This is a genomic window from Solibacillus sp. FSL W8-0474, from assembly GCF_038004065.1.
Taxonomy (GTDB): Bacteria; Bacillota; Bacilli; order Bacillales_A; family Planococcaceae; genus Solibacillus; species Solibacillus faecavium.
Genome location: NZ_JBBOQJ010000001.1, coordinates 47,501 through 61,937 on the forward strand (window position 1 = coordinate 47,501; position 14,437 = coordinate 61,937).

The 14,437-nt window shown below is 43.5% G+C and carries 6 protein-coding genes and 5 rRNA genes; 10 read left to right on the forward strand and 1 reads right to left on the reverse strand.

Annotated features, from left to right (window positions below):
- Window positions 1–145 precede the first annotated feature (145 nt).
- Window positions 146–3,074, forward strand: a 23S ribosomal RNA gene (locus NYE67_RS00210).
- A gap of 82 nt (window positions 3,075–3,156) precedes the next feature.
- Window positions 3,157–3,272 (forward strand): 5S ribosomal RNA (gene rrf / locus NYE67_RS00215).
- 218 nt (window positions 3,273–3,490) lie between these two features.
- Here rrf (NYE67_RS00215) and NYE67_RS00220 read toward each other — a convergent pair.
- Complete coding sequence (locus NYE67_RS00220; RefSeq protein ID WP_340728869.1) at window positions 3,491–3,904, reverse strand: DUF3888 domain-containing protein; 414 nt, start codon at window positions 3,902–3,904, stop codon at window positions 3,491–3,493.
- Between the two features lie 187 nt (window positions 3,905–4,091).
- Between NYE67_RS00220 and NYE67_RS00225 the strand changes: the two genes are divergently transcribed.
- The 8 genes from NYE67_RS00225 (at window position 4,092) to NYE67_RS00260 (ending at window position 14,374) form a co-directional block, all read left to right on the forward strand.
- Window positions 4,092–4,889, forward strand: coding sequence for a DUF3888 domain-containing protein (locus tag NYE67_RS00225; protein ID WP_340726590.1), 798 nt, complete (start codon window positions 4,092–4,094; stop codon window positions 4,887–4,889).
- 1,246 nt (window positions 4,890–6,135) lie between these two features.
- Window positions 6,136–7,690 (forward strand): 16S ribosomal RNA (locus NYE67_RS00230).
- 230 nt (window positions 7,691–7,920) lie between these two features.
- Window positions 7,921–10,849 (forward strand): 23S ribosomal RNA (locus tag NYE67_RS00235).
- Between the two features lie 64 nt (window positions 10,850–10,913).
- A 5S ribosomal RNA gene (gene rrf, locus NYE67_RS00240) occupies window positions 10,914–11,029 on the forward strand.
- Together the 16S, 23S and 5S rRNA genes form the textbook arrangement of a ribosomal RNA operon.
- A 302-nt stretch (window positions 11,030–11,331) precedes the next feature.
- Window positions 11,332–12,753: an aminotransferase class I/II-fold pyridoxal phosphate-dependent enzyme gene (locus NYE67_RS00245; protein WP_340726591.1), complete on the forward strand. Its 1,422-nt coding sequence runs from the start codon at window positions 11,332–11,334 to the stop codon at window positions 12,751–12,753.
- Window positions 12,754–12,772: 19 nt separating this feature from the next.
- Window positions 12,773–13,402 (forward strand): dTMP kinase, encoded by a 630-nt coding sequence (gene tmk, locus NYE67_RS00250; protein WP_340726592.1) that lies wholly within the window; start codon window positions 12,773–12,775, stop codon window positions 13,400–13,402.
- A gap of 69 nt (window positions 13,403–13,471) precedes the next feature.
- A complete protein-coding gene (locus NYE67_RS00255; RefSeq protein ID WP_191701748.1) occupies window positions 13,472–13,801 on the forward strand; it encodes a cyclic-di-AMP receptor in 330 nt (109 codons plus the stop codon).
- Between the two features lie 132 nt (window positions 13,802–13,933).
- Window positions 13,934–14,374 (forward strand): YaaR family protein, encoded by a 441-nt coding sequence (locus NYE67_RS00260; RefSeq protein WP_191701747.1) that lies wholly within the window; start codon window positions 13,934–13,936, stop codon window positions 14,372–14,374.
- Window positions 14,375–14,437: the final 63 nt, after the last annotated feature.

Consider the following 14,437-nt stretch of genomic DNA (forward strand, 5'->3'; position numbering starts at 1 on the left):
GAAATACTTCAAAACTTCGTTCTTTGAAAACTGGATAAAACGACATTGAAAGCAATAAAACAAATTTCTATTTTATAGAAATGTAACAAGTCAAGCAATTGACGTGTAAACTTAAATCTTAGATTTTATCTAAGTGTTAACTTTTGGTTAAGTTAATAAGGGCGCACGGTGGATGCCTTGGCACTAGGAGTCGATGAAGGACGGCACTAACACCGATATGCCTCGGGGAGCTGTAAGTAAGCTTTGATCCGGGGATTTCCGAATGGGGGAACCCACTATCTTTAATCGGATAGTATCTACACGTGAATACATAGCGTGATGAGGACAGACGCAGGGAACTGAAACATCTAAGTACCTGCAGGAACAGAAAGAAAATTCGATTCCCTGAGTAGCGGCGAGCGAAACGGGAAGAGCCCAAACCAAAGAGCTTGCTCTTTGGGGTTGTAGGACACTCTATACGGAGTTACAAAAGAATGAGTTAGACGAAGCGACTTGGAAAGGTCCGCGAAACAAGGTAAAAGCCCTGTAGTCAAAAGTTCATTCCCTCCAGAGTGTATCCTGAGTACGGCGGAACACGTGAAATTCCGTCGGAATCCGGGAGGACCATCTCCCAAGGCTAAATACTACCTAGTGACCGATAGTGAACCAGTACCGTGAGGGAAAGGTGAAAAGCACCCCGGAAGGGGAGTGAAATAGATCCTGAAACCGTGTGCCTACAAGTAGTTAGAGCCCGTTAATGGGTGATAGCGTGCCTTTTGTAGAATGAACCGGCGAGTTACGATTACGTGCGAGGTTAAGTTGAGAAGACGGAGCCGCAGCGAAAGCGAGTCTGAATAGGGCGAATTAGTACGTGGTCGTAGACCCGAAACCAGGTGATCTACCCATGTCCAGGGTGAAGGTGAGGTAACACTCACTGGAGGCCCGAACCCACGCACGTTGAAAAGTGCGGGGATGAGGTGTGGGTAGCGGAGAAATTCCAATCGAACCTGGAGATAGCTGGTTCTCTCCGAAATAGCTTTAGGGCTAGCCTCGTGATTGAGAATACCGGAGGTAGAGCACTGTTTGGACTAGGGGGGCATCTCGCTTTACCGAATTCAGACAAACTCCGAATGCCGGATATTTATACACGGGAGTCAGACTGCGAGTGATAAGATCCGTAGTCAAGAGGGAAACAGCCCAGACCACCAGCTAAGGTCCCCAAGTAATCGTTAAGTGGAAAAGGATGTGGCGTTGCTTAGACAACCAGGATGTTGGCTTAGAAGCAGCCATCATTTAAAGAGTGCGTAATAGCTCACTGGTCGAGTGACGCTGCGCCGAAAATGTATCGGGGCTAAACGATTCACCGAAGCTGTGGATGCATACTTTGAGTATGCGTGGTAGGAGAGCGTTCTAATAGCGTTGAAGTCAGACCGGAAGGACTGGTGGAGCGATTAGAAGTGAGAATGCCGGTATGAGTAGCGAAACATGGGTGAGAATCCCATGCACCGTATGACTAAGGTTTCCTGAGGAAGGCTCGTCCGCTCAGGGTTAGTCGGGACCTAAGCCGAGGCCGATAGGCGTAGGCGATGGACAACAGGTTGATATTCCTGTACCACCTCCTCACCGTTTGAGAAATGGGGGGACGCAGTAGGATAGGGTAAGCACGCCGTTGGTTGCGCGTGTTCAAGCAGTAAGGCGTGTATGTAGGCAAATCCGCATACTATAACGTTGAGCTGTGATGACGAGCTCTTTAGAGCGAAGTTCCTGATTTCACACTGCCAAGAAAAGCCTCTATCGAGGTGAGAGGTGCCCGTACCGCAAACCGACACAGGTAGTCGAGGAGAGAATCCTAAGGTGTGCGAGAGAACTCTCGTTAAGGAACTCGGCAAAATGACCCCGTAACTTCGGGAGAAGGGGTGCTTCTTTGGGTGCATAGCCTAGAGAAGCCGCAGTGAATAGGCCCAGGCGACTGTTTAGCAAAAACACAGGTCTCTGCAAAACCGTAAGGTGACGTATAGGGGCTGACGCCTGCCCGGTGCTGGAAGGTTAAGAGGAGCGGTTAGCGCAAGCGAAGCTGTGAATTGAAGCCCCAGTAAACGGCGGCCGTAACTATAACGGTCCTAAGGTAGCGAAATTCCTTGTCGGGTAAGTTCCGACCCGCACGAAAGGCGTAACGATCTGGGCACTGTCTCAACGAGAGACTCGGTGAAATTATAGTACCTGTGAAGATGCAGGTTACCCGCGACAGGACGGAAAGACCCCGTGGAGCTTTACTGTAGCCTGATATTGAATTTTGGTACAACTTGTACAGGATAGGTAGGAGCCAGAGATCCCGGAGCGCCAGCTTCGGAGGAGGCGTCGGTGGGATACTACCCTGGTTGTATTGAACTTCTAACCCATGCCCCTTAGCGGGGTAGGAGACAGTGTCAGGCGGACAGTTTGACTGGGGCGGTCGCCTCCTAAAGAGTAACGGAGGCGCCCAAAGGTTCCCTCAGAATGGTTGGAAATCATTCGAAGAGTGTAAAGGCATAAGGGAGCTTGACTGCGAGACCTACAAGTCGAGCAGGGTCGAAAGACGGGCTTAGTGATCCGGTGGTTCCGCATGGAAGGGCCATCGCTCAACGGATAAAAGCTACCCCGGGGATAACAGGCTTATCTCCCCCAAGAGTCCACATCGACGGGGAGGTTTGGCACCTCGATGTCGGCTCATCGCATCCTGGGGCTGTAGTCGGTCCCAAGGGTTGGGCTGTTCGCCCATTAAAGCGGTACGCGAGCTGGGTTCAGAACGTCGTGAGACAGTTCGGTCCCTATCCGTCGTGGGCGTAGGAAATTTGAGAGGAGCTGTCCTTAGTACGAGAGGACCGGGATGGACACACCGCTGGTGTACCAGTTGTCTTGCCAAAGGCATCGCTGGGTAGCTATGTGTGGACGGGATAAGTGCTGAAAGCATCTAAGCATGAAGCCCCCCTCAAGATGAGATTTCCCATTACGCAAGTAAGTAAGACCCCTGAAAGACGATCAGGTAGATAGGTTCGAGGTGGAAGTGCGGTGACGCATGCAGCTGACGAATACTAATCGGTCGAGGACTTAACCACATTTTATTGCACAACTCAATGAAACGTTTATCCAGTTTTGAAAGAATGATTCTTTCTACAGGTTTCGTAAGAAGCCCTATAGTGAAGTGATGATGGCAAAGAGGTCACACCCGTTCCCATACCGAACACGGAAGTTAAGCTCTTTAGCGCCGATGGTAGTTGGGGGCTTCCCCCTGTGAGAGTAGGACGTCGCTTCGCACACGCAAAACCACTGAATTTTCAGTGGTTTTTTTGTTGTATAAAAATTTATTTTTATTTTATAGTATTGATACTTAAGTAGTTGTTGGGTGTTTAAAGATTTATGTTAATACATTCAATTTTGCCCGAGAAAATATAAAAATAGAAGATCTGGTGTATTATGAAATGTCAAAACAACGGGAAAGTTTAATACTACACCTAATACAACTGTTCACTTTTTATTCTGGTGGATATTTATATGTTTTTAGATGGGTATGATTTATCAATTTAACTTCAGGTCCAGAAGAAATTTCATAGGTCATTCTATCCTTTCCCAATGGAATATACTGACCACCATCTGTAGGTTCAATAGCAAATGTAATTTGCATTTGAAAGCCACGAAAATGATTTCTTCTTGTTTCAATCAATTCAATTTTCCACGGAGTAACATGAGGCGAAAAATCCTTTGATATCTCCGGATAATAATATTCAGTTAAATCCTTTTCAATATAAGGAGTAAGCATTAGCATAAGCATATCCTGTAATTTAAGTTCTTCAGAATCTTGAGTTAGTTTATTTGATGAAACTTTTGTTGATTGAAAAGGAGTAATAAGAGCCAGGAATAGTATAAAAACTGATAACATCTTTTTCATTCTTTTAATACACCTCTATAAAGCTTTATCATTTAATTGTATTATCACCTTTTTCGAATAAGGTATGTGCTACTTATTTCATAAGGTTTTAAAGTCTCTTCAACTACTGGACAGTTTAGTGGAAGAATAATTTAAAGGTTCCGGGGGAAAATACTCATTAATTAAATCTATATTAAGGGAGTGTTCTATGCGGGATATGCTTGTAATTTTATCTTCTTTTGTTTTTCTTAGTTTACACATTAATTACGATCAGGTGGTTGCGGAAAAATCCTTGAAGTTAACAGTAATCTCAGAAAATCTAGAAGTCCAAAGAAAACAGCCTGATTATAAGCTTATTTATGATACTTTGATTACAACGCTATTCCCCTTTATAGATAAAGAAATTACTAATTATTATGGCTATCCCAAACAATTTGAGAATGCAAAAATTTTAAGTATTACAAGAGAGCATAAGGGCAGTTTTGATTTTAATGCAGAAGTCCAAGTCATAACATTTGAACATGCACATGATCCTCCTTATGGTAAGGAAACAATAACTTTTAATATAAGTCCATTTGGGGTTAAAACTATTAGCTTTCAACATGAGGGCGAGAAATTAGAAAAGGATATAAGTGAATTTTATAAAGCAACACTTTCAGATATTAAACAGTCTTTTAATTTGAATTTAGGGTCTTACTCTTCCTTCACATACAATCAATTGCAATACCAAGCAGAAATGAATAATGAATTTAAATCTCTTTTTAATATTGCAGAAGAGATAGTAACCAACATATTGCTTCCTGAGAGAAAGATACCCAACAAAAATGTTATTGACCCTGTAACCTTTATAAAAGGCAACTCTGGTTATATACTCTTTAAAAAGTCCGATGGGACAAATTTGAATTATAAAGTACAAAAGAAAGAGGGCAATTGGATAGTAACTGATAAAAACAGTAAACAAGGTAGAGAAATGGATTATAAAATACCCTGGTATGTATGGAAATAAATTAAGATTACTAATTAATTCAGTTAGCCCTTTTAATAATATAAAATGTGTATGTATAATTTTGTGACAGTAATTGAAGCGGGACTTTAAATTGAACTTTTAACGGAATTGAAAGGTATCGTGTCTTAATTCTTTTTTAAATAACGGGTGCTTAGTGCAACAAGGAGTTATAAAGCATACAAAACTTAACCTAATAACTTTCTAAATAAAAGTTTGGGGGCACTATAAACAATCAAAGCGTTGTCTTAACAAAGCTTTGATTGTTTTTCTTAATTTGTATATTTTTTATGAACAATTGTTTATATCAAGATCCACCAAGGTTTTTAATGCTGTATAAAAGGAACTGCACTGGTTAACGGTATGGATAATATTTTTATAAGCAGTGTGATTTCTGTATATCGCAACCCAATAGTGAACCAATTGTTTACTCTGTTTATTTTTAGGAGTAGCGAGCACGTTACTCTCCCTTGTTCAGGCGTAAAATATCGTTGCCATACGACTGCCCGCAGAGACTCCATTTAAGGCCTAGCTTTAAACTTGCTATCTCGGTAATCTTGTTTACCAAAATGTCCTAATATTTCAGTAGTGATATGGCTCATATTTTAATCACGAAATACGATTTTATCCTTAACGATCTAAATTAACCTTTTCTTTTAGGGTTCGATTGCATTTTTACTATTGTTATTGTTTATATAGTTACCGAAAAATAAAAACGTATATATAAAGTAGCGATATTTAAAAAGAATAGAGAAAGAAGTAGCATTCCAATACTCATCTATAATAAGATTTATTCGTTGGTGGAATAATAAATTGAGATATTATAAAAGCTTTTATTAACTAAAAAGGGGGACCAATAGAGGGCATAATAAGGATAGAGTAAATCCTTTAACCCCTTTATCTAGTAGGTTATATATTGTTTGGATTTTACTAGTCTATAATAGAAACTCATAATTCCTATAAAAATATTAAAGTTTTAAAATAACTATTGCTATTTGAATAATATCGTGATATATTAATATAAGTCGCAACGACGACAACACATTATAAAAAACATTTCAAAAAAGTTGTTGACAAAGCAACCGACTGAATGGTATGATATAAAAGTTGTCATAACAGATAGCGCAATGAACCTTGAAAACTGAACAAGCAACGTTAATGAAACAAGCTTCTTAAATGAAGTAAACAATAGATTTTAACTTTTAATTAAGTTAAATCGCTAGCAAAGCAAATGAGCTTTCAAACTACTTTTATGGAGAGTTTGATCCTGGCTCAGGACGAACGCTGGCGGCGTGCCTAATACATGCAAGTCGAGCGGATGATGAGAGAAGCTTGCTTCTCTCTGATTTAGCGGCGGACGGGTGAGTAACACGTGGGTAACCTACCTTATAGATTGGGATAACTCCGGGAAACCGGGGCTAATACCGAATAATACTTTTAAACACATGTTTGGAAGTTGAAAGACGGTTTCGGCTGTCACTATAAGATGGACCCGCGGCGCATTAGCTAGTTGGTGAGGTAACGGCTCACCAAGGCAACGATGCGTAGCCGACCTGAGAGGGTGATCGGCCACACTGGGACTGAGACACGGCCCAGACTCCTACGGGAGGCAGCAGTAGGGAATCTTCCACAATGGACGAAAGTCTGATGGAGCAACGCCGCGTGAGTGAAGAAGGATTTCGGTTCGTAAAACTCTGTTGCAAGGGAAGAACAAGTAGCGTAGTAACTGGCGCTACCTTGACGGTACCTTGTTAGAAAGCCACGGCTAACTACGTGCCAGCAGCCGCGGTAATACGTAGGTGGCAAGCGTTGTCCGGAATTATTGGGCGTAAAGCGCGCGCAGGTGGTTCCTTAAGTCTGATGTGAAAGCCCCCGGCTCAACCGGGGAGGGTCATTGGAAACTGGGGAACTTGAGTGCAGAAGAGGATAGTGGAATTCCAAGTGTAGCGGTGAAATGCGTAGAGATTTGGAGGAACACCAGTGGCGAAGGCGACTGTCTGGTCTGTAACTGACACTGAGGCGCGAAAGCGTGGGGAGCAAACAGGATTAGATACCCTGGTAGTCCACGCCGTAAACGATGAGTGCTAAGTGTTGGGGGGTTTCCGCCCCTCAGTGCTGCAGCTAACGCATTAAGCACTCCGCCTGGGGAGTACGGTCGCAAGACTGAAACTCAAAGGAATTGACGGGGGCCCGCACAAGCGGTGGAGCATGTGGTTTAATTCGAAGCAACGCGAAGAACCTTACCAGGTCTTGACATCCCGGTGACCACTATGGAGACATAGTTTCCCCTTCGGGGGCAACGGTGACAGGTGGTGCATGGTTGTCGTCAGCTCGTGTCGTGAGATGTTGGGTTAAGTCCCGCAACGAGCGCAACCCTTATTCTTAGTTGCCATCATTCAGTTGGGCACTCTAAGGAGACTGCCGGTGATAAACCGGAGGAAGGTGGGGATGACGTCAAATCATCATGCCCCTTATGACCTGGGCTACACACGTGCTACAATGGACGATACAAACGGTTGCCAACCCGCGAGGGGGAGCTAATCCGATAAAATCGTTCTCAGTTCGGATTGTAGGCTGCAACTCGCCTACATGAAGCCGGAATCGCTAGTAATCGCGGATCAGCATGCCGCGGTGAATACGTTCCCGGGCCTTGTACACACCGCCCGTCACACCACGAGAGTTTGTAACACCCGAAGTCGGTGAGGTAACCTTTATGGAGCCAGCCGCCGAAGGTGGGATAGATGATTGGGGTGAAGTCGTAACAAGGTAGCCGTATCGGAAGGTGCGGCTGGATCACCTCCTTTCTAAGGATTATTTCGGAATCATTCCCTCGGGGAATGAAACATTAACGTTTGCTGTTCAGTTTTGAAGGTTCATTCTTAATTGAATGAAATACTTCAAAACTTCGTTCTTTGAAAACTGGATAAAACGACATTGAAAGCAATAAAACAAATTTCTATTTTATAGAAATGTAACAAGTCAAGCAATTGACGTGTAAACTTAAATCTTAGATTTTATCTAAGTGTTAACTTTTGGTTAAGTTAATAAGGGCGCACGGTGGATGCCTTGGCACTAGGAGTCGATGAAGGACGGCACTAACACCGATATGCCTCGGGGAGCTGTAAGTAAGCTTTGATCCGGGGATTTCCGAATGGGGGAACCCACTATCTTTAATCGGATAGTATCTACACGTGAATACATAGCGTGATGAGGACAGACGCAGGGAACTGAAACATCTAAGTACCTGCAGGAACAGAAAGAAAATTCGATTCCCTGAGTAGCGGCGAGCGAAACGGGAAGAGCCCAAACCAAAGAGCTTGCTCTTTGGGGTTGTAGGACACTCTATACGGAGTTACAAAAGAATGAGTTAGACGAAGCGACTTGGAAAGGTCCGCGAAACAAGGTAAAAGCCCTGTAGTCAAAAGTTCATTCCCTCCAGAGTGTATCCTGAGTACGGCGGAACACGTGAAATTCCGTCGGAATCCGGGAGGACCATCTCCCAAGGCTAAATACTACCTAGTGACCGATAGTGAACCAGTACCGTGAGGGAAAGGTGAAAAGCACCCCGGAAGGGGAGTGAAATAGATCCTGAAACCGTGTGCCTACAAGTAGTTAGAGCCCGTTAATGGGTGATAGCGTGCCTTTTGTAGAATGAACCGGCGAGTTACGATTACGTGCGAGGTTAAGTTGAGAAGACGGAGCCGCAGCGAAAGCGAGTCTGAATAGGGCGAATTAGTACGTGGTCGTAGACCCGAAACCAGGTGATCTACCCATGTCCAGGGTGAAGGTGAGGTAACACTCACTGGAGGCCCGAACCCACGCACGTTGAAAAGTGCGGGGATGAGGTGTGGGTAGCGGAGAAATTCCAATCGAACCTGGAGATAGCTGGTTCTCTCCGAAATAGCTTTAGGGCTAGCCTCGTGATTGAGAATACCGGAGGTAGAGCACTGTTTGGACTAGGGGGGCATCTCGCTTTACCGAATTCAGACAAACTCCGAATGCCGGATATTTATACACGGGAGTCAGACTGCGAGTGATAAGATCCGTAGTCAAGAGGGAAACAGCCCAGACCACCAGCTAAGGTCCCCAAGTAATCGTTAAGTGGAAAAGGATGTGGCGTTGCTTAGACAACCAGGATGTTGGCTTAGAAGCAGCCATCATTTAAAGAGTGCGTAATAGCTCACTGGTCGAGTGACGCTGCGCCGAAAATGTATCGGGGCTAAACGATTCACCGAAGCTGTGGATGCATACTTTGAGTATGCGTGGTAGGAGAGCGTTCTAATAGCGTTGAAGTCAGACCGGAAGGACTGGTGGAGCGATTAGAAGTGAGAATGCCGGTATGAGTAGCGAAACATGGGTGAGAATCCCATGCACCGTATGACTAAGGTTTCCTGAGGAAGGCTCGTCCGCTCAGGGTTAGTCGGGACCTAAGCCGAGGCCGATAGGCGTAGGCGATGGACAACAGGTTGATATTCCTGTACCACCTCCTCACCGTTTGAGAAATGGGGGGACGCAGTAGGATAGGGTAAGCACGCCGTTGGTTGCGCGTGTTCAAGCAGTAAGGCGTGTATGTAGGCAAATCCGCATACTATAACGTTGAGCTGTGATGACGAGCTCTTTAGAGCGAAGTTCCTGATTTCACACTGCCAAGAAAAGCCTCTATCGAGGTGAGAGGTGCCCGTACCGCAAACCGACACAGGTAGTCGAGGAGAGAATCCTAAGGTGTGCGAGAGAACTCTCGTTAAGGAACTCGGCAAAATGACCCCGTAACTTCGGGAGAAGGGGTGCTTCTTTGGGTGCATAGCCTAGAGAAGCCGCAGTGAATAGGCCCAGGCGACTGTTTAGCAAAAACACAGGTCTCTGCAAAACCGTAAGGTGACGTATAGGGGCTGACGCCTGCCCGGTGCTGGAAGGTTAAGAGGAGCGGTTAGCGCAAGCGAAGCTGTGAATTGAAGCCCCAGTAAACGGCGGCCGTAACTATAACGGTCCTAAGGTAGCGAAATTCCTTGTCGGGTAAGTTCCGACCCGCACGAAAGGCGTAACGATCTGGGCACTGTCTCAACGAGAGACTCGGTGAAATTATAGTACCTGTGAAGATGCAGGTTACCCGCGACAGGACGGAAAGACCCCGTGGAGCTTTACTGTAGCCTGATATTGAATTTTGGTACAACTTGTACAGGATAGGTAGGAGCCAGAGATCCCGGAGCGCCAGCTTCGGAGGAGGCGTCGGTGGGATACTACCCTGGTTGTATTGAACTTCTAACCCATGCCCCTTAGCGGGGTAGGAGACAGTGTCAGGCGGACAGTTTGACTGGGGCGGTCGCCTCCTAAAGAGTAACGGAGGCGCCCAAAGGTTCCCTCAGAATGGTTGGAAATCATTCGAAGAGTGTAAAGGCATAAGGGAGCTTGACTGCGAGACCTACAAGTCGAGCAGGGTCGAAAGACGGGCTTAGTGATCCGGTGGTTCCGCATGGAAGGGCCATCGCTCAACGGATAAAAGCTACCCCGGGGATAACAGGCTTATCTCCCCCAAGAGTCCACATCGACGGGGAGGTTTGGCACCTCGATGTCGGCTCATCGCATCCTGGGGCTGTAGTCGGTCCCAAGGGTTGGGCTGTTCGCCCATTAAAGCGGTACGCGAGCTGGGTTCAGAACGTCGTGAGACAGTTCGGTCCCTATCCGTCGTGGGCGTAGGAAATTTGAGAGGAGCTGTCCTTAGTACGAGAGGACCGGGATGGACACACCGCTGGTGTACCAGTTGTCTTGCCAAAGGCATCGCTGGGTAGCTATGTGTGGACGGGATAAGTGCTGAAAGCATCTAAGCATGAAGCCCCCCTCAAGATGAGATTTCCCATTACGCAAGTAAGTAAGACCCCTGAAAGACGATCAGGTAGATAGGTTCGAGGTGGAAGTGCGGTGACGCATGTAGCTGACGAATACTAATCGGTCGAGGACTTAACCACATTTTATTGCACAAATTCAATGAAACGTTTATCCAGTTTTGAAAGAATGAAATTCTTTCAATAGTGAAGTGATGATGGCAAAGAGGTCACACCCGTTCCCATACCGAACACGGAAGTTAAGCTCTTTAGCGCCGATGGTAGTTGGGGGCTTCCCCCTGTGAGAGTAGGACGTCGCTTCGCACACGCAAAACCACTGAATTTTCAGTGGTTTTTTTGTTGTTTAATAAGTTAGTACAAATTAATTTTCAAAAAAAAGTAGTTAAAAAAGAATATTAAATATGAAGGACTTTAATTATTGTCAAAGTTAAACTAAAATATCGGAGTTATTTAATAATCTGCGCAATCTGTTGGGATTGTCTTTCGCAGTAGTGAAAGTGAAAATTCACTGAGATATTTCACTAGCTAATGAGGGTTGTTGGCTAGTTTTTTTATTTGCATAATCGTCTTATAATAGAAGGACTATAATAAATGAGGTGACGACGGTGAAAAACAACCGACCAATTGTTCAAGCATTAAAAGAATTTGTAGCGAATGAACCGCAATCCCTTCATGTGCCTGGACATAAAAATGGGTTGCTTTCAAATTTACCAAGTGTGGTTAAGCGCGCATTAACATACGATGTAACCGAGTTGACAGGCTTAGATGACTTCCATCATCCAGAAACAATTATTTTACAAGCAGAACAGTTACTTGCTTCTACATATGGAGCAGACCGCAGTTTCTTTTTAGTTAACGGTTCTACAGTTGGTAACTTGGCGATGATTTATGCAACATGTCAAAGAGGGGATACGGTCCTTGTCCAACGTAATGCGCATAAATCTATTTTTCATGCTCTTGAACTAGTTGGGGTAAACCCAGTATATATTGCTCCTAAATGGCATACTGAAAGTCAAACTCCTGGCTGTATTGAATTGAATACACTGAGTTCTGCATTAGCGAGCTATCCATATGCAAAAGCAGCCATTTTTACATATCCAACTTATTATGGGGTAACAGCTAGTGATTTAGTGGAGCAAATTGACCTTTGCCACTCTTACAATATTCCTGTATTAGTGGATGAAGCACATGGAGCTCATTTGAAAGTGACAGAAAAACTGCCACAATCCGCTTTAGATGCCGGTGCAGACATTGTTGTACAGTCTGCTCATAAAACATTGCCGGCAATGACGATGGCCTCTTTTTTACATATGAAAACATCGCTAATAAGCGAACAAAGGGTAAACCATTATTTACGTATGTTACAATCAAGTAGTCCGTCCTATTTATTGTTAGCTTCACTCGATGATGCGAGAAGCTATGTTGCAAATTATACGGATATTGACTATTCCTATTTAATGGATAAACGTCAGCGATTTATTGAATCTTTAACATCATCGACAGAATTGCAAGTAGTAGAAGTCGATGATACGTTAAAATTATTAATTCGAGCACCTGGCTATTCAGGCTTCCAATTAAAAGAAGCATTAGAAAAAGAACAGGTTTATGTAGAGTTGGCTGATGCGAAACAAGTACTGATTATTTTGCCATTGTTAAAGCAGGGAGATAGTTATTCATTTGCTGATTTACGAATCCGAATGAAAGAAGCACTTATTCATTTGAAGGACTTACCAGGAAAGAAAGAGTATGATAATCAGGCTAATTTTGAAATGACACCTATTATAAAAGCGGAGTATAGCTTTGACGAAATTGAACGGGCTGAGAAAGAGTGGCTCCCGTATATGAGAGCAATCGGACGAGTGGCCGCTTCAACAATAATTCCATATCCACCCGGTATACCGTTATTTGTACCAGGTGAGAAAATCACAGTCGCAAAACTGAGTCAATTGGAAGAGCTTCTTGCGATTGGAGCAGTGTTCCAAGGGGAGCACCGTCTACAAGAGAAATTAATACAAGTCATAAAATAGATGCAGGGAGAATATAAAAATGCAAAGGAATTTATTTATTACATTTGAAGGCGGAGAAGGGGCAGGTAAAACGAGTGTGTTAAAAGCAATAGGTGACCGTCTCAAAGAAAGACAGATTGATGCTTTATTAACACGTGAACCAGGTGGGATTGAAATAGCAGAAAAAATCCGTGCTGTTATTTTAGATCCATCACATACTGAAATGCATGAACGGACAGAAGCATTACTATATGCAGCAGCACGTGCACAGCATTTTTATGAAAAAATAGTACCTGCTTTAGATAAAGGGAAACATGTACTATGTGACCGATTCATCGATTCGTCATTAGCGTATCAGGGCTATGCACGTGAAATCGGTGTTAATGAAGTATTGGCTATTAATGAATTTGCCATAGGAAAACGCCTTCCAGATGTGACTATATTCTTTAATATATCTCCTGAAAAAGGTTTAGCTCGTATTCATACAACCCGTACGGATGAATTAAACCGATTAGATGTAGAGAGTTTAACCTTCCATGAAAAAGTATATGAAGGCTACGAAGAGGCCATGAGACGTTATCCGGAACGCTTTAAAATTATTAATGCAGATCAGGAGTTAGAGCAAGTGATTGAGGATGTATGGATGATTTTAAATCCGTTATTAGGGTAAAAGTAAATGAAGTGTACCTTTTATTTATGATATAATAGAGGAACCAATTCAATGAAGGGGTGAGTACGGATGAAGTTAGTAGTAGCAGTAGTACAGGATCAAGATAGTAACCGTTTATCCAATGCATTAACGAAAAACAACTATCGGGCAACAAAATTAGCGAGTACAGGTGGTTTTTTACGGTCGGGAAATACGACATTTTTAATAGGTACGGATGATTCATTAATTCCAAAGTTGTTAGAAATTATTCGTGAAAACTGTCGTTCACGCGAGCAAATGGTCGCTCCTGTTTCACCAATGGGAGGGAATGCTGATTCCTACATCCCGTACCCTGTAGAAGTTGAAGTTGGTGGAGCGATTGTATTTGTATTGCCAATCGAACAATTCCATCATTTTTAATATCTTTCAACAGAATGAAAGATATTAAGGCCTCTGGTAGATATACGAATTCAGCATGTTCTTTCGAGGGCAAAGCGGATTTCGGATGCAATTATGCCGAGGCATAATTGACTTTTTGGAGGCGAATGATAAATGAAAATTAATCAGGATCTCCGGGTAAATTTGAATGCAAATCGTAATGATTTACGTCCAGCAAACCAAAATGGTAATCGTTTTGGAGATATGGTTGTAAAACAAGGTTCAAAAATGCAATCAGAGCAACTCACGAGACTTTTAGGCGATATATCAACAGCTGGTGATCGTGTAGCCCGTTCTCGAAATTTGAGGGAATTGGCACGTTTTAAAATGCTTATTAAACGCTTTTTACAAGAAGCCGTTGATTATGGTCTTGAAATGAAGCAATCCCATACATGGAATCGCTTTGGTGAAGGACGTCGCCTGAAAATTGTCGAAACAATTGATGAGCGACTTGTCGAATTAACCGAAGATATTTTAAATGAAGAAAAAGAGTCCATTGAGCTATTATCGAAAATTGGCGAAATTAAAGGACTATTAATAAATCTGTATATGTAAAATATGCCCGTGTCTTTGTTGTGCACTAGACACGGGCTTTTTTCCAAGCAGAAGATAAATTGT

Excerpts from the sequence above, each read along its gene's own strand:
- NYE67_RS00255 (WP_191701748.1), top strand. The coding sequence starts at position 13,472 with ATGAAGTTAGTAGTAGCAGTAGTACAGGATCAAGATAGTAACCGTTTA.
- NYE67_RS00260 (WP_191701747.1), top strand. The coding sequence starts at position 13,934 with ATGAAAATTAATCAGGATCTCCGGGTAAATTTGAATGCAAATCGTAAT.
- NYE67_RS00225 (WP_340726590.1), top strand. The coding sequence starts at position 4,092 with ATGCGGGATATGCTTGTAATTTTATCTTCTTTTGTTTTTCTTAGTTTA.
- NYE67_RS00220 (WP_340728869.1), bottom strand. The coding sequence starts at position 3,904 with ATGAAAAAGATGTTATCAGTTTTTATACTATTCCTGGCTCTTATTACT.
- tmk (WP_340726592.1), top strand. The coding sequence starts at position 12,773 with ATGCAAAGGAATTTATTTATTACATTTGAAGGCGGAGAAGGGGCAGGT.